Source organism: Paenibacillus sp. 7516 (genome assembly GCF_002272715.1).
GTDB classification, from domain to species: Bacteria; Bacillota; Bacilli; order Paenibacillales; family Paenibacillaceae; genus Paenibacillus; species Paenibacillus illinoisensis_A.
In genome coordinates this window covers 161,089-180,972 of sequence record NZ_NPBI01000006.1, presented here as the reverse complement: position 1 = coordinate 180,972, position 19,884 = coordinate 161,089, and the positions used below count along the sequence as shown (strand labels likewise).

Here is a 19,884-nt window from a genome sequence, read left to right as displayed (position 1 = left end):
TAGCAAGTGGAATAAGTATGATTATAATGGAAATAGTGGCCGTTTGTTATGTTTACTGTTCGCACGGGAGTATTTCATAAATCTGACCATGAGCTGGACTGATGGATGAAACGTTCCAAAATTCTTTTGATCAACGGCATGAAGATATTTAATATGAATCCGCCTAAACAAACAGTTAGGATCGTTCCCATTCCGATGGGTCCTTTTAGGATCAACGCTAATCCAAGGAAAATAAGATAAATGCACGTTCTGGCTACAAAGAGATTCGTTCGCATAAGTTCCTGTACAATTAATGTTAATCGGTCCAAAGGGATCGGTGCAAAATGGGTCAATAAGTATGTGGCCGTTCCTAACCCGATGAGGATCAGGCCGATGACCATGTATGCCCATTTAGTTAGCCATAACTCAGGTACAGTCCAGCTATGCAATAGAAAAAGCCAAATATCGATTCCGATTCCCGTAACTAATGCGGTCAACAATCCTAAAACTTCCGGTTTCCTTCTCAATATGAGCGAATTACAACATAACAGAAGTAACGCTATGATAATCTCCCAGCTGCCTACAGAGAGCCCCACCTGAACGGATAAACCTACCAAAAGAGCGTCAAAAGGGGATGTTCCGAGATCGGAATGGATTGTGAGTGAGATACCAAGAGTCAATATCAAGATTCCAACGCAAAAAAATACATATTTCAATTTAATCTACCTCTTTTTTTGTGTTTATGTTGCAAATACAACATGTTTGAAGTAGATTTAATATAACCACTTTTTATTGCATTTGCAACAAAAAAGTGAGGGTTCAAAAGCAGAAATAGGACGACGAAAACCGTTTATTTCATAAAGGGGCGATATCTTAACATGACAATAAAAATTACAAAGTGCAGCCGTGAAGATCTGCAGACACTCCTAAAAATCAGTATAGACACGTTTCATGATACATTCAAAGATCAGAATACGCCTGAGAATATGCAGGCATATTTGGCAAAAGCATTTCACTCGGAACAGCTGGAAAGGGAGTTAGCTAATCCATCTTCAGACATTTATTTCGTATATTTCAACGATGAAGTAGCTGGCTATTTAAAGGTCAATGTCAATGATGCACAATCCGAGAAAATGGGGGAAGAGTTTCTTGAGATTGAGAGGATATATATTAGAAACCAGTTCCAAAACCATGGGCTGGGTAAGCATTTATTGAATAAAGCAATCGAAATAGCGATGCACAAGAACAAAAGCAAAGTATGGCTAGGGGTATGGGAGAAAAACAGGAAGGCAATTGCTTTTTATAACAAGATGGGATTTATCCAGACAGGAGCCCATACCTTTTATATGGGTGATGAAGAGCAAACCGATTTTATTATGAGTAAAACTCTTGTATAGCTAAGCAAAACTTCATAGTTTCTGCATTGTGAAATCAAAATATGAGTATCGTAAAAAAGAACCTGAATACTGCATTCAGGTTCTTTTTTAGGGTACACACATGGGCAGATAACTCACGAATGAATGATTGATTCCACTCACATGGCCTCTTCAATCTCTGGCAACGCCTTGGGCACTGAAGAGGATCTCATTCGTTGATTCACATACAGAACGAGGCCAAGAGCGATCCAGCCCGTACCAAGAAGCAAAGAGGAAGCTTCAAGTTGAGTGATGAGATATAGAATGAACAATGCGCCTAACAAGGGAAAGATCATTCTCACAATCCAGTCCTGCACACTGCGTTTTTTCTCGCGAATGATGTAATGACAGATGACGGAAAGATTAACGAACAGGAAGGCCGTTAGCGCACCGAAACTGACAAACATGATGGCTGTCTCCAGACTAATGAATAAGGCAGCCAGGGAAATGACGCTGACCAGCACAATGTTGAACACAGGTGTACGGAATTTGGGGTGAACAGAACTGAATTTCCGAGGAAGCAAGGAGGATCTACCCATGACGAACAACAGCCTTGAAACAGTTGTCATGGAGGACATGCCCTGTGCGAGCACGGAGAAAATAACGACAAAAGTAAATATGGATGCAAGCGTTCCTCCGCCAATAACCTGCATTAATTCGAATCCTGCAGCGTCCATGTGTGTAAAAGTGAACGAAGGATACATTTGTTGAATTAAATATGCCGTTGCAAAATACATGATCCCGGCGACGCTAACGATAATCAGGATGGCCCGAGGTATCGTTTTTTCGGGTTTTCGTGTTTCTTCCGCCATCGTTGTAATGGAGTCAAAACCAAGGAAAGAGAAACAGACAAGAGATGCGCCTGCCATTACTGCGGAGAAAGGAACTCCTTCCACGGAATGAAGAGGATTAAATCCTGCAGACACCCCTTGTGTCACAGCTTTGTATACAAGAAAGGCACAGAAACTAGCTATAAAAATGATCTGCATCAGAACAAAGATTTTGTTGACGTTCGCTGATGTTTTGATGCCGATAATGTTGATGGTCATCACAATTAGGGTTAGAAGCACAATCCAGACAGGAGAAGGGATGGAGGGAAACTGAGCATGTAGATTAATGCCAAACATGAGTACAGCTACAATGCAGGAAAACAGATAGTCAAGCAGAATCACCCAGCCTACCAGAAAACCGATAAATGGATTCATAGCCTGGCTTACATAGGTATACGCCGAACCTGACACTGGGAAAGCTTTGGCCATCTGCCCGTAACTGCCAGCTGTAAATAAAATGGCTACAAAAGCAAGGACATAGGCTGCCAGGAGCATGCCTTGTGAACCCTCATGCAGCACGCCGAAACTTGTGAAAAAAATCATGGGAGACATCCAGGCGAGTCCCATGGTCACCACATGGCTCAAGGAGAGATTTCTTTTTAGTGTTATATTTTGTGACATTGTAGGACCTCCTTCAGAATCGAGAATGATACATCTCTATGCTATGTCATGACACTTCACATTTTTACAGGGGTTTTATTAAAAATCAAGTTATTTTTTTAGAGATATACGAACATTAGTGCATTTTCTATAGTAGGTATTTCGTTATTTTGAGGAGTCCAAGAAAAAAGTGCAAATATATCTGGTTTTTTATCGTATATTTTTAAAAAAGTATTGTGAAATGTAATTTTACGTGTTAGTATTCATAACATCAATTAAATAAAATGTTTTCTAGGGTTCCGAGCCACCCACTGGCTGACTGGTCCGAGAGAAAACGCATTGGGAGATTAAACCTGATGTACACGGCGGGATAAAAGCCCGGGAGAATCGATCAAAGAGCAATCTTTGATGTTTCTCCCGGGCTTTTTTCTATACTTTTCTACTGGAGGAATGAACAATGACAGCCCTATTTACAATGACGATGCAGCCTGGAAGCAAATGGTCTGCTCATGTAGGAAGAGGAAAATCAATTACTTTAAAGGCAACAGGGAATCGTGCTAATGTATCCGCATTGTTCTTTCATGCCCATGATCCAGCGGAAAGGTACAACATGCCTGATACGCTTAAAGCCCAACATACCGCTTTTTTGACAAGCGGCAATATATTGATGACGGATCAGGGAAAGGCGCTTGCTTCCATTACGGAGGATTCGGTGGGCTGGCATGATCCTTTATCCGGGTATACAACCCGAGAGGGTACGGATAAAAAGTATGGGAAGACCACATATCAGGAGCAGCGCAATGACTGGCTGAGAAGCGGGGAAGAGAACTTCAAGGTTGAACTGTTCCGGAACAATCTGTCACCACGCGACATCGGGGTTCCGGTCAACTTTTTCTCCAAAGTCATTTGTGAGCTGGACGGAACCATGAAGTACGCGCTACAGGAAACGTCAGCACGCTCGGTGACCATCCGCACAGAAATGGATATGCTGCTCGTGTTATCGAACACACCTCATCCACTTGATCCTTCTGGACAATACCCGGACGCATCGATTGTTGTTTCCGTTGCAGATGCCGAACCTGCTTCTGAGATGGACCCCTGCGTACTGCACTGTGATGAGAATCGGAGAGCCTTTGAAAATACGTGGAATGCATATGCTTTGCTGAAGGGAGCCAACTAATATGAGTACATTTCAACCTAGACAGAGTCCATTGTTGACGGAAAAAGCCATGTATGAACAAGTTATACCAGCCGGTGATGGCTGGATACATGATTTGCTCCCAGGCCAGGTTCTTCGCATTGTTGATATGGAAGGCAATCAAGCTGTTGATACGCTGTTTTATTCCACGGAGGATCCGTCAGATCATTATAGCGCAGTAAGAACGATTACCCGCCAGGGAAATCTGTATTTGACAACAGGTTCGACTCTGCTCGCCGAATCCGGCCGAGAGTTGTTGCAGATTACAGCGGATACCTGCGGAAGGCATGACACCATCGGTGGCGCCTGCTCCGCTCAGAGCAATACCGTTCGCTATGCGCATGATAAATTGCCCATGCATAACTGTCGTGACACTTTTATGTTAATGCTGTCTCAGCGAGATGAATATTCCAAGCGGGATCTCGCCCCGAACGTCAACTTTTTCATGAACGTGCCAGTGACACCGGAAGGAGAGTTAACATTCGCTGATGGTTTATCTGCACCAGGTCGCTATGTTGAGCTCCTTGCTATGGCACCGGTAACCGTGCTGATCAGTAACTGCCCACAGTTGAACAATCCATGCAATGCCTACAACCCAACACCAGCCAAAGTCCTTATATGGGATGCAGAAGGAGTGAGCGCCAATGTTTAATAAGGTATTAATTGCGAATCGGGGTGCCATTGCGGTACGCATTATTCGGACTTTGCGTAAGATGGGTATCTCCAGTGTAGCTATCTACACTAAGGCAGACCGAGACAGCCTTCATGTTGAGCTTGCCGACGAAGCAGTACTGATCGGAGAAGGCCCCGCCAGAGAGAGTTACGTCAACGCCGAATTGGTACTCCAGACAGCAGCAGAGACAGGGGCAGATGCGATTCATCCCGGGTACGGATTTCTGAGTGAGAACGCGGCATTTGCCAGAGCGTGTGCTGAGCGAGGTATTACGTTTATCGGTCCCTCACCTGAACATATTGAGCTCTTCGGCTTGAAGCACACGGCACGAGCAATGGCTGCAGAAGCTGGCGTACCCTTACTGCCGGGAACAAGCCTGATACAATCGCTGGATGATGCGGTTCAACAAGCGGGAATCATCGGTTATCCTGTAATGTTGAAATCCACTGCCGGTGGTGGTGGAATCGGCATGCGGGTCTGTGAACACGAGGATGTGCTTAGGGAGGCATTTGAATCCGTAACACGTTTGGCATCCGCCAATTTTAATGACGGGGGCGTGTTCATTGAAAAGTATATTGCACGTGCACGTCATGTCGAGGTTCAGATTTTTGGCACAGGTAACGGTGAAGCAGTCGCTTTGGGAGAGCGTGATTGTTCGGTGCAACGGCGTAATCAGAAAATTATCGAAGAAACCCCTGCGCCATCCCTGCCGGATGTGATCCGGCAAGAGATGCATGATTGTGCCCGCAGACTGGCAATATCGGCAGGTTACCGTAACGCGGGGACGGTGGAGTTTCTGTACGACCCTGATGAACAGCAGTTCTACTTTCTTGAGGTAAACACCAGACTTCAAGTGGAGCATGGAGTGACAGAAGAGGTGCTTGGCATTGATTTGGTGGAATGGATGGTCAAGGAGGCAGCTCAGGGGAGCGATTCATTGAACGTTACGGTTCCCGAACCAACAGGACACAGTCTCCAGGTACGTCTGTATGCTGAGGATTGCATGAATGATTTTCGTCCAAGCGATGGACGCATTGATGCCATTCACTGGCCAGATGACGTGCGAGTTGAAAGCTGGATTCAGCCTGGATTGAATGTAACTACCTTGTATGATCCGATGCTGGCCAAAATAATTGTGCACGCGAGCACACGCATGGAAGCTATAAACAAAATGAAGAGCGCCCTTCGTGAACTCCGGGTATACGGTGTCACCACCAATCAGGCTTATATCGAGGCATTTCTGGATAACGATGCATTCGCTGATGGAGAAGTATATACCCGAATGCTTTCGGACTTTAAACCAATAGAGCGTGCGATCGAAGTTCTGGACGGAGGCGTTCAGACGACTGTACAGGATAGTCCCGGCAGAATCGGCTACTGGGATATCGGCGTACCGCCGTCCGGCCCGATGGATCAGCTTGCTTTCCGCATTGGTAACAGATTGCTTGGCAATGACGCACAAGCGGCCGGACTGGAAATGACGCTGCGTGGGGGAACTTATCGCTTCAGGGACGAAATGACCTTCTGCCTGACAGGAGCAGATATGAAAGCCGAACTGGATGGCGTTCACGTGGAACCCTACACACCGACAATTGCATCTCCTGGTGCAGTGCTAACTCTGGGTGAAGCCAAACAGGGAATGCGAACATACCTGCTTGTATCCGGGGGTCTCGACATGCCGATCACACTTGGCAGCTCAGCCACCTTTACATTGGGAGGATTCGGTGGGCACCGGGGGAGTGCACTGCGAACGGGTGCAGTTCTCCGCGTACATGAGAGAGGAGCAAATGCTCCGGTTCTTCTTGCTCCGCTCCGTACAGAACGCAGACCACAATACAACAATGAATGGACGATTGGCGTGATACCGGGACCTCATTGTACGGACGAATATGTTCTTCCGGCTTATCTGAATCAGCTGACGGAGACGATATGGGAAGTGCATTTCAACAGTTCCCGAACAGGTGTCCGATTGATTGGTCCGGCCCCGCTGTGGGCAAGAACCGACGGTGGAGATGCAGGACTGCACCCTTCCAACATTCATGACAACGCCTATGCCGTCGGTGCACTGGATTTGACAGGCGATATGCCGATCCTGCTTGGTCCGGATGGTCCCAGTCTTGGTGGTTTTGTCTGTCCGGTGACAACGGCCACCGCTGAATTATGGAAGCTGGGTCAACTCAGCCCTGGTGATAAAGTCCGTTTCAGACTCATTACCGTTGAGGAAGCCGAGCAGTTAAGAGCTGAACAAGAGTTGTGCCTGCGGGAACTGGACGTTCCGCATGAATTGCCGGTTTTACCCGAAACATCAACTGGAGAGTATATGCCGATTCTGGCCCAAGCGGTGGAAGGCAGACGTTTCTCCATTACGGTACGCTGCTCTGGTGATGAAAATATTCTGGTCGAATACGGAGAACGCGAGTTGAACCTGTTATACCGATTCCAGGCATACGTACTTATGGAAGCAATCAAGGAGAATGGAAACATACCTTATATCGAACTGACACCAGGCATTCGCTCTCTGCAGATCCACCTGGATGCTACCCGTATGACGGTAAAAGAAGCGGCAGCACGAGTCATGGAGCTGGACCTGCAGCTTCCTGAGCTGGAAACGATTGAAGTACCTTCGCGAATTGTCAAATTACCCTTGTCGTGGGATGACCCAGCGACGCAGCTCGCTATTGAGCGATACCAGCAAAACGTTAGACCTGATGCACCTTGGTGTCCCAGCAACCTGGAGTTTATCCGGCGTATGAATGGACTCGGTTCGCTGGAAGAGGTAGCCGAAATTGTATTCAACGCCTCATATCTCGTCATGGGACTTGGTGACGTGTACCTGGGAGCACCTGTTGCCGTACCACTGGATCCGCGCCACAGGCTCGTGACCACCAAATATAATCCGGCACGGACATGGACTCCGGAAAATGCCGTAGGCATAGGCGGTGCGTACCTCTGCGTGTATGGCATGGAAGGCCCGGGTGGATATCAATTTGTGGGTCGTACAGTGCAAATGTGGAACTCGTTCAGGGAAACAAGCAATTTCGAGCCAGGAAAACCTTGGCTGCTGCAGTTCTTTGATCAGCTTCAATTTTATCCTGTTTCGGAAGCTGAACTGCTGAATATGCGTGAAGAATTCCCGCGAGGAGGATTTGAACTTCAAGTAGAGGAAACCACATTCCATCTGGGGTCCTATCTGAACTGGTTGAAAACGATTGAGAACGAGTCTGGAACTTTTCGTCAGCAGCAGCAGAGTGCATTCCAGGCTGAACGAAATTACTGGAAGGAACTCGGTATTGCGGAGTATGTATCCGAACCTGAAGCAGCGGCAGCGCTGGAAGAAGTGGAGATGCCGGAAGGGAGTCTGGGCATGAGCAGTTCAATGTCGGGCAGTGTATGGAAGGTGCTGGTTGAGCCTGGCCAGGAAGTGCGAAAGGGAGACACCATTATAATAGAAGAAAGTATGAAAATGGAGTTTCCGCAGCTTGCTCCAACCGATGGAGTTATTGCTTCCATTTACGTCTCGCCGGGTGATCAGATCAAGTCGGGAGACTGGATTGCTGCCATCCTTCCAACGATTAAGGAGGAGGTTGCACGATGACGGTAAATGCCATTCCTGAATTGATGTCGATCAGTGCTCTGCGTACAGGATATCTACGAGGAAGCTTCACACCAGCGGAAGTGGTGGAGAGCATCATCGAGCGGGCAAAGGATACGGAGGATTACCATGTCTGGATCACGCCGCCGTCTAGGGAACGAATTACGCCGTACCTGGAGAAACTTCAACACTTGTCCATTACCGAATATCCGCTGTGGGGCATTCCTTTTGCCATCAAAGACAACATTGAGGTTCAAGGTTGGCCGGTAACGGCTGGTTGTCCTGAGTTCTCATTCGTTTCGGAACAACATGCCATTGTTGTTGAACGACTTATTGCTGCAGGTGCCATACCTGTCGGGAAAACCAATCTGGACCAATTCGCCACAGGACTGGTCGGTACGAGAAGTCCTTATGGAGAGACGTGTAACGCATTGCGGCCAGAACTGCTCAGTGGAGGATCCAGTTCAGGCTCGGCAGTAGCAGTGGCACTTGGGCAAGCAGCGTTCTCACTTGGGACAGATACCGCCGGGTCAGGCAGAATTCCGGCTGCACTGCATGGCCTGGTTGGTTACAAACCTGCAGTAGGCGCATGGCCTTCCGCTGGTTTGGTGCCTGCATGCCGCAGCATTGATTGCATTACCGTGTTTACCCGTGACCTCGAAGATGCTGTTTCCGTTGACCGGATCGTACGAGGCCCGCATGCAGAAGATGCTTTCTCCAAAACCCGCCCTTTGGGACCAACCCGTGCACCTGCCAAATGGTTGTTACCTAAGGGAGAGTTAACTTTCTTTGGTCCCTTCGCAGAAGCATACGAGACGGCTTGGCAAGCCGCCAAACAAGCCTTGCTGCAGTCAGGAGTACATGCCGAAGAGGTCGATATATCCATGCTTCAAGAGGCTTCAGCACTTCTGTATGAAGGACCGCTTGTTGCTGAACGATGGGCGGATCTGGAGATGTTCGCCCAGCAGCATCCAGGAGCATTGTTTCCCGTAACGGAGAAAGTGCTCCGAACAGGCAGCAAGGAAACATTTACGGCTGCAGCACTATTCCGGGCACAGCACCGATTAGCCGAAATTCGCCGAAGCACAGCAGAATGGCTGCATAACGCCGTCCTTGTATTGCCAACCTGCGGTGGAACATGGACAAGAGAACAAGTGCAGCAGGATCCGATTCAAACCAACAGCTACATGGGATTGTACACGAATCATTGCAATTTGCTCGATTTGAGCGCCATTGCTGTTCCGGCAGGCAAGGCTGCAGAGGATATGCCTTTTGGAATAACCTTGTTCACATTGCCTGAGCAGGAAGCTTGCATGGTTGAAGCGGCAAGAATACTTGAGCAGCACCACAAACGTCTTTTGGTTGCTGTCTGCGGACTGCATATGAGAGGTATGTCACTGGAACCCCAGATGACCGGGTTAGGAGCCTTTTTTGTGGAGGAAACCCGAACCGCTCCAGAATATCGTCTGTACAAACTGAACACAAGTCCTGCAAAGCCGGGTCTAGTGCACTCCCTTGAAGAGGGGATATCCATTGATCTGGAATTGTGGAGCATGCCGCTATCCTCCTTTGGTTCATTCACTGCAGCCATTCCTGCTCCATTAGGTATAGGTAAAATCAAGCTTCAGGACGGCAGGGTGGTATCGGGATTCATATGTGAAGCTTCGGCTGCTCAGGATGCGGCAGATATGTCTCATCTGGGAAGCTGGAGAAACATCGTTTCAGGTGATATAGTAGGCAGGAAGTAGTTGTTGTGGTTAACGTAGACATGTAAAGCTTAAATGTGAATTAACCCTCTATCTATCACAATTTCACATTAAAGTCGCTATTTTTAGCGGCTTTTTTAGTATGGCTTTCATTTTAGTTTGAACTTTATAGGAATATAGGAAGACGAGTGTTACTCACTGGAAGCATATCTTCAAGCCTTAAAGTATTCATAATATATATTATGTAAACCTAAATAGTCATATCGGTGACTGCGTTTGAAATGTCGATAAGATGAGAAGGACTTTTGGCGTAATCCGATACCGGGATTCTGCCGGGGAGAAGTTTATTATTCGGAATAGTACCAATACTACATATCCAAGGGGATGGTGAAAATGGAGTTACAACACGAATTTTCCAAGCAAATTTACCAAAATATAGATCTCATATGTGACTTCATGGGGAATAGTTCAGATTTTGTTGTTCGCGAGATCACCGTTGGTAGCTACCACGCGGCCCTTTTTTATTTGGACGGTATGACAGACCTGCAGAAGATACAGGATAACGTAATTCGTCCGTTGCAGGAGACTTCAGCAGAAGAGATAAGTTTATCTTTCTTAAAAGATAGCGTTCTTGACGTTGGTGAAGCAAGTTTCACTGACAGCATGGAAGATGCGTTGGATCAGATTCTATCAGGTGGACTGCTCCTGTTAATCGACGGGATGGGGGACGGATTGGTCGTTTCCATACCTGGATGGGAAGAACGCAGTATAACGGAATCGAAGACGCAGCCTGTGATCCGAGGTCCTCAAGAATCGTTTACGGAGAATCTGCGTACGAATACAACGATGGTCCGTCGTAGAGTGAAGGACACCCGAGTTCGACTAACAAACGTCAAGGTTGGCGAAAAAACAAAGACAGACATATCAGTCATGTATATGAATGGAGTTGCCGATGATGAATTGGTACTAGACTTGATATCCAGACTGAAAAAGATGAATGTGGATCGCGTGCTTGAAGGGGAGTACCTCGAAGAGAGTTTAGTCGAGAAAAAGCAAATGACCATTTTCCCGATCTTTTATAATTCGGATCGCCCAGACTCTATTGCAGCAGGTGTGATGGAAGGGAAAATTGCCATATTTATCGACGGAACTCCCTTTGTCATCCTTGCGCCTGCAGTATTTGTTGACTTCATTCAATCCGCGGAGGATTATTATCAATCTTTTATTTACAGCAGCATCATTCGAGTCTTAAGGTACATCTCCCTGGCAATATGTATGCTGGCTCCAGCAATATATGTGGCACTAACTACATTTCATCAGGACATGATTCCAACCGTTCTATTACTGAGTTTATCTGCGCAACGTGAAGGTGTACCATTTCCTGCATTTGTTGAGGCGATGATTATGGAGGTCATATTCGAAATCCTGAGAGAAGCAGGTCTACGAATGCCGCGGACGGTCGGTCAGGCCGTTTCGATTGTTGGATCCATTGTCATCGGCCAGGCGGCTGTAGAAGCTAACATTGTTTCGCCCGTCATGGTCATTGTTGTTGCGATTACAGCGATTTCAAGTTTTGTCATCCCGTCCTACACCATGGCTATTCCCATCCGGATATTACGGTTTGCTTTTATTGGAATGGCCGCCATGTTTGGCGTATACGGATTGACGGTGGGCATGCTTATACTCCTTGTGCATTTGAATAGTCTTCATTCGTTCGGTGTGCCGTATATGAGCCCCATAGCCAATTTTCAATCGTCGAAACACAGCGATGCCGTACTCCGGTTTCCATTTAAGAACAAAACAAATCAAAACAACAAATCAAAGGAGTAAGCTAATGAACTCGTACCGATCCACCATGTCTACATTGCTAGTGTGCATCTTGCTTATGGTCATTGTTACGGGTTGTTGGAATAGTAAGGAGTTAAACGAAATATCCGTCGTGATGGCTATGGGTATTGATACCGTGGATGATCAGTATGAGATCAGTCTGCAAGTGGTTGATCCGTCTCAAATGTCACGTAATCGGGCGATGGAACGGTCACCTACAATCGTTTTTTCCAGCCGTGCAAACACGCTGTTTGAAGCTCTCCGAAAACTCACGACGGAATCATCAAGGAAGATGTATCTGTCTCATCTAAAGTTTGTAATCTTTGACGAAGATACAGCAAAAAAAGGAATTAAGAAGCTGCTGGATTTTCTGTTCCGTGATCATGAAGTGCGGCCTGATTTTCATTTGGCTGTTGTCAGAGGCAGTTCGGCTAAGGATGCGGTTACGTTTGTGGCTCCAACCGAGGTTTTGCCTGCAATGGATATGTATAAAGCTCTAAATGTGTCTGAAAAGACATGGGCGCCCACTTCCGCGGTCAATGTCAAAGACCTTTTGCAGCGTTTAAAGAAAGATGGCATTGAGCCGGTCTTGACAGGCATTCGACTGAACAATCTGGACCAAGGATTGAACGTGGATAATGTGACCAAGTCACCACAACATGCGAATTATTTATTTACCGGCATTGGTGTCTTTAAGGGAGATCGTCTGATCGGTTGGATAGAAGAATCTAAAAGCAAGGCGTTTACCTACATATCAAACCGTGTTTCCAGTTCTGTAGCCTCCATCGGATGCCCAAACTCAGAAGGGAAATTTGCCTTTGAAATCATACGTAACAACGTCAAGATTAATCCGGAAATAAAAGAGAATGAACCGAGTATCTCTCTTGTCGTGGAAACAGAAGCGAACATTGGAGAGGTTGGATGTGATGCTGATCTGAAGGATGAGAAGACATTTAATGAGTTTCAGGCAGCAGCCAGAGAAGAACAAGAACAGATCCTGAAGGAAGGTATTGAGAAGGCGCAGCAGATCGGATCCGACATATTCGGATTCGGGGAAGCCTTTCATCAAAGGTTCCCTCGTGAGTGGCATCAATGGAGAGGGGATTGGAAGCAGAAATTTCAAAAGCTTGAGGTAAAGCTGGATATCCGTTTCCATTTAAACCGGGTTGGGAAAATTACCAATCCCATCAACTCTGAACCGCAACATTAGGAGTGAATGTATATGCTGTATGCGGTACTTATCATCTCGATCCTGACCATGTTTTATGAGTTTCGTCAATTGAAGGAGAAGCATCATGTGCGTGAAATGGTGGTTAGCTCCATATTGTTCACCGCAGGGGTGACATTGATCGTTCTGAAGATCGTACACGTTGAACTGCCGAGTCCGTTAGCGGGTATCCGGTGGATTTTCCAACCGGTAAGCCAGTACTTTGCACGTATTTTATCTTAAAGGGGGGACGGGTGTGGGTAGCAAGTTAACTGTTCGACAAGCCATCACATGGTTTGTGCTGTATCAGATCGGAAGTGCGTATTTGGTGCTTCCAGCTGCAATAACTTCTGTTGCTAAACAGGATGCTTGGCTTTCCGTTCCGATTTCCCTGGCTTTTCATTTGCTTTTGATACCGTTATATACTTCCATCGTCAGGCAAATGAAAGGCAGAACCTTCGTTGCATATCTCCGAAATGTATTTGGTCCCTTGGGCGGGACCATAAGCATAATTTTTATATTTGCCTTTCCCTTTCTGGAGTGCATCATGACACTTCGAAATCTGGGAGACTTTGTCACAACCTCAATAATGCCCGAAACTCCTTATGATGCCATATATTTTATTATGCTCCTAGCTGTCTATTTTGCCGTTCGCTCGGGTCCGGTTGTCATCGGGCGTTGTGCGGAGATTCTTATCTTTTTTCTTCTAGCCCTATACTTGTTGGTTAGGATCACACTCTTTTCGGATGCAGATTTCAAAAACATTCTTCCTGTTTTGGAAAACGGACTGAAGCCTGTTGTTCTCGCATCCATTAATCTCTTTGCTTTTCCTTATCTGGAGGCGGTTTTGTTTCTTTTCTTTGCACATCACTTTCCTGATCCGAAAAAGTGGAAAAAATCGATGATCGTAAGTGCTCTGATTAGCGGAGCCATGTACTTTTTCATGGTTATGCAGATCATCGCTGTGATCAGCGCTGGTGTCGTGGCGGACTTGACGTTTCCTACTTTTTTTATTGATCGGACTATTAGTATTGGTGAGTTTCTTCAGCGATTTGAAATCATCCTTGCCATTGTTTGGTTCGTTACAATTTTCTTTCGTCTTGCATTGCTTCTATATGTTTCAGCAGAAGGACTTGCAGAAGCTTTTCGTCTTCGAAGCATGAATTCCCTATTCGTTCCTTTGATACTGATGATGTTGGCCATGGCTGATTTTATCTGGCCGAACGTTTCATATATCATTGAAATAAATCAGATTTGGCCTTACTACGCCATGATCTTCGGGATTGGGTTCCCAATCGTGCTCTGGTCGATTAGTAAAATGAAGGGTCCATTGGAGTCTATCAACAAGCAGCAAGACCCAGGATTCAAGAAAATGAAATGAGATGGATTTGTTTGGTTGAGTTACAAGGGAAATCTCAATAATCTGGATTCAATGTAAAACACCCTGATTGTGCAGATAACCACAATCAGGGGGTTTAAGTATTAGAAACAGCTGAATGAGCTGATCCGCTGCAAGTCAATGCCACTGTACACCCAGAAGAATCCAGTCCAACGGAAGCCAGCTACCGAATTTCTGCCGACAAATACGGGGTACAACCAGAAGCCAGGACCTTGATTCGGCCAAATATACGTGTAACGGAACAGACAACCGGATATTGCTCTTGGATCTACAGCGTACAATGAAGGCGACTGCTGTGGAACGAATGAAGGCGGCGGTCCGGGAGGGGGCTGCACGCCTTGCGGTGCACCGCCTCCACCTCCGGGGAACGAAGGAGGACCTGATGGTCCTCCAGGTCCTCCAGGACCACCCGGTCCGAAAATTCCACCAGGACCGCCTGGTCCACCAAACCCGCCACCCGGTCCAAAGGGAGGTAAAAATGTCATACATCATCACTCCTGTTCATTAGTCTAGGGTATTGTATGTAGGCATTTAAACAGGGGAATGGGTTGAAGCCCATGGATGCCGAAATTTTGTAGGCTGTTCGTTTTATGAATACAAAAGAATGTAAGAGTATAATAGATGGGAGAGAACATCATAAGAGAGAGGAAATCATCATGCACCAATATTATCAAACACTTCAGTTATTGGCTTCACAAGCTTCTGTATCTACAACGGAGTGGGACTGGTTTGTGAATGCAACCACAGTTAAGCATATCCCAAGTGGAGTCACGATTGTCCAATCAGATCATGAAGTATCTCATGCCTATTTCTGTACCAATGGGTTGTTTCGTCTGTATTACACATTACCTGATGGAAGAGAATATAATGTTGCCTTCACGCTGGAAAATGACTTTGCAACTTCGTACGGAGCAATGATAAGTGGATCAACATCCATGTATACCATTCAAGCAATGGAAGATTCCACAGTGATCGAGATTCCCTATTCAGCACTACAGGTGCTTATGGATCGAAGCCATAACTGGGAACGGTTTGTTAGAACAGCTGTAGAACGACTATATATCCGTAAGGAAGAACGTGAGAGAGAATTGTTATATCTGACTGCGCTGGAGCGCTATCAAGCTTTTTTAGTCAAATATCCAGGGCTGGAGAAAAGAATTCCCCAATATCACATTGCGTCCTATCTAGGTATCTCACCTGTGTCACTAAGTCGAATATTGCATTAGTGTGATTAACCTATGTTAATGCCAACCTGTTTCAGGCGCGTTAAAATGGAATCACAACAACCATTACTCATACGAGGTGACAGGATTATGCGGCAAATGATGATTGTACTATTGGAATTTTACCCTTCTTGGTTAGCACTACCGCGTGAAGAACGCAGAAACTATGCGTCTTCATTACAGGAAATATTCAATAAGTATAGTTCAGAAATTAGTGTTCGCTTTTTTGATGCGGAGGCTCTACCAGGTAAAGACTATACTGATTTTGTAGTATGCGAGACCGATGATATCAAGCAGTATCACTTTATGTGGGAGGAAATCCGCGATTCGGAGCCGTATACCAAGGGATATATGAAAATCAAGGATGTCATTATGGGTTTGGAAAATGCCTTTCAATCCTATGAGACAGAGGCATTACGCATGCCCGCTGAATGAGACATTTTAGGATCTGTTCAAATCAGATTGGGATTTTCTGGTTCATAAAAAAACTACTGGCTAACTGAGAAAACGTAAAAAACACCTCGTACGAGGTGTTTTTTTATCTAAGATTTGCTGTTAGCAGAGAAAGAAGTCTCTCCACAGACTAATTTTAAAATGTGTTGACACGACACCATTTGGTGTCATATAATCAATCCGACACCAAATGGTGTCAGTTTAAAGCAATCACTAAAATATAAAGTGACATTAAAAACAAATCCTCCGTATCATCCATGTTCCGATACAGCAGATTGGAGGGAAGTGGTGTGAGTGAGAACCAAAGATCACGTGATGTATTTGATGCCATTGCAGATCCAACCAGGCGCCGGTTGATGCAGATGTTAACCGAAGCAGAGGAGGTACCGCTTCATGAATTAACCTCACAATTTGAAATGGGGCGGACAGCGGTATCCAAGCATCTGACCATTCTTAAAGAGGCGAATCTGGTCGTTGACCGAAAAGTCGGCAGGGAAACGAGGTATAGGCTCAATGCTTCACCATTACAAGAAGTTCAAGATTGGGTGGCTTTCTACAGCAAGTTCTGGAGTGTAAACATGATACGCTTGGACCAACTATTAAAGGAGGAAGAAGAATGAGTTTAACATTGGAATTGGATTATCAGTACACGACTTCGGTCGAGAAGCTCTGGTCAGCGTTAACGGATTCAAGCAAGCTTGCCAAGTGGGTAGCCAACATTCACACCGGTCAAGGGATGGAGAATGATTTCAAACCAGTCGTTGGATACCGTTTTCAATTTCGAACGCAGGCAACGGAGTACTGGGACGGAATTATTAAAGGAGAAGTCCTGATCGTAGAAGAACCACATCGCCTGTCCTATACATGGGAAAGCGGAGAGAAACATAAGGTTACGTGGACATTACAAGATTTAGGAAACGGTAAAGTAAATCTTCACCTTGAACAAACCGGAATTTCCAATCCTCAAGCACTGGCTGGTGCTAAGTATGGCTGGAGTAAATGGTGCGATGAGCTTAAGAAGCTTTTGGCATAATCTAAGGAGGACAGCGATGTTAAAAGGTGAACGAAATACAAAAATGGATCCCTATTTCAACAAGCTGAAGAATTGGAAAGAAGAATTCGAGCTGCTGCGGGAGATCGTTCTGGATTGCGGACTGACTGAAGATTTTAAGTGGATGCATCCCTGTTACACATTGGACGGTAAAAATATCGTTCTCATCCATGGTTTTAAGGAGTATTGTGCTCTGTTGTTTCACAAAGGGGCGCTGCTAAAAGACCCTCATGGAATCCTGATTCAGCAAACGGAGAATGTGCAGGCAGCACGTCAGCTGCGGTTCACCAATGCTCAGACGATTCAAGAAATGCAGCTGATCATTCAAGATTATATTGAGGAAGCCGTTCAGATTGAGAAAGCGGGTTTGCAAGTTGAACTTAAAAAGCATGACGAGTATACCCTGCCTGAGGAATTAGCCAACAAATTTGTTGAAATACCTGATCTGAAAACAGCTTTCGAAGGACTTACACCAGGACGCCAGAGAGCATATATCATGCATTTTTCTTCACCCAAACAATCCAAGACCCGAGAGTCGAGAGTCGAAAAGTACATCCCGCATATCCTTGATGGGAAAGGGCTTAATGACAAGTAAATGAGTGATTGTGGGTATAAAAAATACGTCACACCTTAAGTCGCTGATATAGCGGCTTTTTTTGTGTCTTTTTTATTCTTGCAGGGCTGTGCTTTTAAGGTTTGTCAGGGGATACAACGGGTAACAAGAACGAAAAAAAGCAATACTAACAGTCATAATGGATGTGAAAAATTTGTCAAGTTGGTGATCATTCATATAAACTATATTTTATGAGTTCTTATCCAAGGAGGAAATTGAATGCATCAAAGAAAGAAACCAAAATCGAATAAGGCAAGAATTTTTTCAAAAGTATTATTGATCATCATCGGGGCTTTTATTACGGCATACGGTCTTGAAGCTATTTTGATCCCCAACAATGTCTCGGACGGTGGTGTGACGGGTCTGAGTATCGTTGGTTCACAATTGTTTGGATTGCCACTAGGGATGCTGATTGGAATAATCAATATTCCTTTTGTGTGGCTGGGATATAAGCAAATAGGTAAAAGCTTCGCTCTCTATTCCATTATCGGTATTGCTTCACTCGCAGTAAGTACCAGTCTGATGCACCATGTACCTACCATTATTGAAGGGGACACACTGCTGGTTACCGTTGTCGGTGGGATTATCATCGGTTTCGGTATGGGTCTGGCACTTCGTAACGGCGGGGCTTTGGACGGGATAGATATGCTCGCAGTACTGCTTTCACGAAAAGTTCCTTTTGGCACCAGTGATCTAATCTTGTTCCTAAACATGTTTGTATTTATCGTCGTATCATCTGTATTTGGTCTGCAAGGGGCCATCTTGTCAGGGCTAGCTTATTTCATCGCTTCCAAAGTGATTCATATCGTTGAAGAAGGCTTGAGCGGTTCCAAAACGTTTAAAATCATCACCAATCAACCCGAAATCATGGTCGAAACCATTCGTGACCGATTAGGTCGTGGAGCAACCTATACGGATGCTTATGGCGGATACTCCAATGAACAGTTCAAAGAAATCACTTGTGTAATCAACCGTATGGAAGAGAGCAAAATTAAAGAGATCATTCATGAAATTGACCCGAATGCTTTTGTAGTTGTGTATGATGTAGCAGAAGTGAAGGGCGGCAGCTTCAAAAAGAAAGATATTCACTAATACTTAAGCATGATGAAAAATCATAAGCATAGATACAGCAAAAGGTCGCTAAATATAGCGGCCTTTTTTAATGCTCTTTAATTTTTTTTTACTCTCAAACGACGATCAAAGGCTTCCGATTCACTTCAAAGGGAAATAAGGTCTGAACAGCCTCAATAAAGGCATTTACCGCAAGGGTACGTTCATTCTCAGGACTCGCTGCAACATGAATATCCCGATAGGCTTCAGGTGACAGGCGCTTCAGACAAATGCCCGGCGGCAAATCCAGGAGGGACAACTCGGACATGACAGCCAATCCTTCGCCAGCAAGAATCATCTGAAGTGACGTTCTGTAGTTGTAAAGGATGTATTCGACTTTTGGTGTGACACCGGCACTTTCAAAACACTTCAGGACAGGCGGCTCATACCCGGCTTTCCAGAGAAGCATGGGCTCCTCCCGTAGGTCTTCAGGGTGAATGATGTCTTTCGCTGTTAAAGGATGATCATCTCTCATGACAGCATATATGCCTTCACGATACAGAGGGAACGAATCTGTCGTCTCTTCGGAAGGAATGAGCAGGCCCACATCAATCTGGCGATTATCCAACCAATCCTGCACCTCCGCAATCGTGCCTTCCACGATACTGAACTCCAGGTTGGGGTATTTCTGCTTCATGTAATGGATCAGTTTTGGGACAAAGTAGGACGAAGCTACCGGGAAGGCACCAATCCGGACAGAGCCAATCTCCAACCCTTTTTCACTCGAAATTTCCTGATCGATCTTCTCATAACCTTGCAGGATTTCCCGGAAAATCCGGACGATACGTTCACCGATCGGTGTGAGTGCAACACCGCGACGACGGTCACGGATAAGAAGCGTAATGCCGAGATCCCGCTCCAGAGTTGTGACTGCACGGCTGACTGCGGGCTGTGTCATATTCATTTTTTCACTGGCGAGTGTAAAACTGCGGGTCTCCGATATCGTGACGATTAACTGCAGAAGAGATTTGTTCATATCAAATTTGGTAACTCCCTCATAAGTTATAT

19 protein-coding genes and 1 riboswitch are annotated in these 19,884 nt (G+C 45.6%); of the genes, 15 read left to right on the top strand and 4 right to left on the bottom strand.

The window, feature by feature from the left end; translation table 11 throughout:
* Positions 1–74 precede the first annotated feature (74 nt).
* Positions 75–695 carry a YczE/YyaS/YitT family protein gene (locus CHI14_RS30415; protein WP_095287179.1) on the bottom strand — a complete coding sequence of 207 codons (621 nt, stop codon included), beginning with the start codon at positions 693–695 and terminating at the stop codon, positions 75–77.
* Positions 696–857: 162 nt separating this feature from the next.
* On the opposite strand from CHI14_RS30415, the gene paiA reads away from it, so the two are divergent.
* The gene (gene paiA, locus CHI14_RS04240) at positions 858–1,376 is read left to right on the top strand and encodes a spermidine/spermine N(1)-acetyltransferase (protein WP_095287178.1); all 519 of its coding nucleotides are present in this window, start codon (positions 858–860) and stop codon (positions 1,374–1,376) included.
* A gap of 137 nt (positions 1,377–1,513) precedes the next feature.
* On the opposite strand, the gene CHI14_RS04235 is transcribed toward paiA, so the two are convergent.
* Positions 1,514–2,845 carry an APC family permease gene (locus CHI14_RS04235; protein ID WP_095287177.1) on the bottom strand — a complete coding sequence of 444 codons (1,332 nt, stop codon included), beginning with the start codon at positions 2,843–2,845 and terminating at the stop codon, positions 1,514–1,516.
* Between the two features lie 259 nt (positions 2,846–3,104).
* Positions 3,105–3,211: riboswitch (guanidine-I (ykkC/yxkD leader) on the top strand.
* Positions 3,212–3,281: 70 nt separating this feature from the next.
* On the opposite strand from CHI14_RS04235, the gene CHI14_RS04230 reads away from it, so the two are divergent.
* The 8 genes from CHI14_RS04230 (at position 3,282) to CHI14_RS04195 (ending at position 14,408) form a co-directional block, all read left to right on the top strand.
* Positions 3,282–4,004: an urea amidolyase associated protein UAAP1 gene (locus CHI14_RS04230; protein WP_095287176.1), complete on the top strand. Its 723-nt coding sequence runs from the start codon at positions 3,282–3,284 to the stop codon at positions 4,002–4,004.
* A gap of 1 nt (position 4,005) precedes the next feature.
* Positions 4,006–4,674, top strand: coding sequence for an urea amidolyase associated protein UAAP2 (locus CHI14_RS04225; protein ID WP_095287175.1), 669 nt, complete (start codon positions 4,006–4,008; stop codon positions 4,672–4,674).
* Positions 4,667–8,290, top strand: a complete 3,624-nt coding sequence (gene uca, locus CHI14_RS04220) for an urea carboxylase (RefSeq protein WP_095287174.1) — start codon at positions 4,667–4,669, stop codon at positions 8,288–8,290. The genes CHI14_RS04225 and uca overlap by 8 nt, the downstream gene beginning before the upstream one ends.
* Positions 8,287–10,035 (top strand): allophanate hydrolase, encoded by a 1,749-nt coding sequence (locus CHI14_RS04215; RefSeq protein WP_095287173.1) that lies wholly within the window; start codon positions 8,287–8,289, stop codon positions 10,033–10,035. Before uca ends, CHI14_RS04215 begins: the two co-directional genes overlap by 4 nt.
* Positions 10,036–10,386: 351 nt before the next feature.
* On the top strand, positions 10,387–11,823 hold the full coding sequence (locus CHI14_RS04210; protein WP_095287172.1) for a spore germination protein: 1,437 nt from the start codon (positions 10,387–10,389) through the stop codon (positions 11,821–11,823).
* A 4-nt stretch (positions 11,824–11,827) separates the two neighbouring features.
* On the top strand, positions 11,828–13,030 hold the full coding sequence (locus CHI14_RS04205) for a Ger(x)C family spore germination protein (protein WP_095287171.1): 1,203 nt from the start codon (positions 11,828–11,830) through the stop codon (positions 13,028–13,030).
* A gap of 12 nt (positions 13,031–13,042) precedes the next feature.
* Positions 13,043–13,270 (top strand): hypothetical protein, encoded by a 228-nt coding sequence (locus CHI14_RS04200; RefSeq protein ID WP_095287170.1) that lies wholly within the window; start codon positions 13,043–13,045, stop codon positions 13,268–13,270.
* A 13-nt stretch (positions 13,271–13,283) separates the two neighbouring features.
* Positions 13,284–14,408 carry a GerAB/ArcD/ProY family transporter gene (locus CHI14_RS04195; protein WP_095287169.1) on the top strand — a complete coding sequence of 375 codons (1,125 nt, stop codon included), beginning with the start codon at positions 13,284–13,286 and terminating at the stop codon, positions 14,406–14,408.
* 101 nt (positions 14,409–14,509) lie between these two features.
* Here the strand turns inward: CHI14_RS04195 and CHI14_RS04190 are convergent, their stop codons facing one another.
* Positions 14,510–14,911, bottom strand: a complete 402-nt coding sequence (locus CHI14_RS04190) for a transporter (protein WP_095287168.1) — start codon at positions 14,909–14,911, stop codon at positions 14,510–14,512.
* A 171-nt stretch (positions 14,912–15,082) separates the two neighbouring features.
* Here CHI14_RS04190 and CHI14_RS04185 point away from each other — a divergent pair, with 171 nt between their 5' ends.
* The 6 genes from CHI14_RS04185 (at position 15,083) to CHI14_RS04160 (ending at position 18,858) form a co-directional block, all read left to right on the top strand.
* Positions 15,083–15,652, top strand: coding sequence for a Crp/Fnr family transcriptional regulator (locus CHI14_RS04185; RefSeq protein WP_095287167.1), 570 nt, complete (start codon positions 15,083–15,085; stop codon positions 15,650–15,652).
* Between the two features lie 87 nt (positions 15,653–15,739).
* Positions 15,740–16,084 carry a darcynin family protein gene (locus CHI14_RS04180; RefSeq protein ID WP_095287166.1) on the top strand — a complete coding sequence of 115 codons (345 nt, stop codon included), beginning with the start codon at positions 15,740–15,742 and terminating at the stop codon, positions 16,082–16,084.
* Positions 16,085–16,392: 308 nt separating this feature from the next.
* Positions 16,393–16,722 (top strand): ArsR/SmtB family transcription factor, encoded by a 330-nt coding sequence (locus CHI14_RS04175; RefSeq protein ID WP_095287165.1) that lies wholly within the window; start codon positions 16,393–16,395, stop codon positions 16,720–16,722.
* On the top strand, positions 16,719–17,135 hold the full coding sequence (locus CHI14_RS04170) for an SRPBCC family protein (RefSeq protein ID WP_095287164.1): 417 nt from the start codon (positions 16,719–16,721) through the stop codon (positions 17,133–17,135). The genes CHI14_RS04175 and CHI14_RS04170 overlap by 4 nt, the downstream gene beginning before the upstream one ends.
* A 16-nt stretch (positions 17,136–17,151) precedes the next feature.
* Complete coding sequence (locus CHI14_RS04165) at positions 17,152–17,748, top strand: YdeI/OmpD-associated family protein (RefSeq protein ID WP_095287163.1); 597 nt, start codon at positions 17,152–17,154, stop codon at positions 17,746–17,748.
* 237 nt (positions 17,749–17,985) lie between these two features.
* A complete protein-coding gene (locus tag CHI14_RS04160; RefSeq protein WP_095287162.1) occupies positions 17,986–18,858 on the top strand; it encodes a YitT family protein in 873 nt (290 codons plus the stop codon).
* A 94-nt stretch (positions 18,859–18,952) separates the two neighbouring features.
* Here CHI14_RS04160 and CHI14_RS04155 read toward each other — a convergent pair whose 3' ends face one another.
* Positions 18,953–19,852, bottom strand: a complete 900-nt coding sequence (locus CHI14_RS04155; RefSeq protein WP_095287161.1) for a LysR family transcriptional regulator — start codon at positions 19,850–19,852, stop codon at positions 18,953–18,955.
* Between the last annotated feature and the right edge of the window lie 32 nt (positions 19,853–19,884).

What these genes read in the sequence shown, in the direction of transcription:
- paiA (WP_095287178.1), top strand. Translation starts at nt 858, where the DNA reads ATGACAATAAAAATTACAAAGTGCAGCCGTGAAGATCTGCAGACACTC.
- CHI14_RS04235 (WP_095287177.1), bottom strand. Translation starts at nt 2,845, where the DNA reads ATGTCACAAAATATAACACTAAAAAGAAATCTCTCCTTGAGCCATGTG.
- CHI14_RS04230 (WP_095287176.1), top strand. Translation starts at nt 3,282, where the DNA reads ATGACAGCCCTATTTACAATGACGATGCAGCCTGGAAGCAAATGGTCT.
- CHI14_RS04225 (WP_095287175.1), top strand. Translation starts at nt 4,006, where the DNA reads ATGAGTACATTTCAACCTAGACAGAGTCCATTGTTGACGGAAAAAGCC.
- uca (WP_095287174.1), top strand. Translation starts at nt 4,667, where the DNA reads ATGTTTAATAAGGTATTAATTGCGAATCGGGGTGCCATTGCGGTACGC.
- CHI14_RS04215 (WP_095287173.1), top strand. Translation starts at nt 8,287, where the DNA reads ATGACGGTAAATGCCATTCCTGAATTGATGTCGATCAGTGCTCTGCGT.
- CHI14_RS04210 (WP_095287172.1), top strand. Translation starts at nt 10,387, where the DNA reads ATGGAGTTACAACACGAATTTTCCAAGCAAATTTACCAAAATATAGAT.
- CHI14_RS04205 (WP_095287171.1), top strand. Translation starts at nt 11,828, where the DNA reads ATGAACTCGTACCGATCCACCATGTCTACATTGCTAGTGTGCATCTTG.
- CHI14_RS04200 (WP_095287170.1), top strand. Translation starts at nt 13,043, where the DNA reads ATGCTGTATGCGGTACTTATCATCTCGATCCTGACCATGTTTTATGAG.
- CHI14_RS04190 (WP_095287168.1), bottom strand. Translation starts at nt 14,911, where the DNA reads ATGACATTTTTACCTCCCTTTGGACCGGGTGGCGGGTTTGGTGGACCA.
- CHI14_RS04185 (WP_095287167.1), top strand. Translation starts at nt 15,083, where the DNA reads ATGCACCAATATTATCAAACACTTCAGTTATTGGCTTCACAAGCTTCT.
- CHI14_RS04180 (WP_095287166.1), top strand. Translation starts at nt 15,740, where the DNA reads ATGCGGCAAATGATGATTGTACTATTGGAATTTTACCCTTCTTGGTTA.
- CHI14_RS04170 (WP_095287164.1), top strand. Translation starts at nt 16,719, where the DNA reads ATGAGTTTAACATTGGAATTGGATTATCAGTACACGACTTCGGTCGAG.
- CHI14_RS04165 (WP_095287163.1), top strand. Translation starts at nt 17,152, where the DNA reads ATGTTAAAAGGTGAACGAAATACAAAAATGGATCCCTATTTCAACAAG.
- CHI14_RS04160 (WP_095287162.1), top strand. Translation starts at nt 17,986, where the DNA reads ATGCATCAAAGAAAGAAACCAAAATCGAATAAGGCAAGAATTTTTTCA.
- CHI14_RS04155 (WP_095287161.1), bottom strand. Translation starts at nt 19,852, where the DNA reads ATGAACAAATCTCTTCTGCAGTTAATCGTCACGATATCGGAGACCCGC.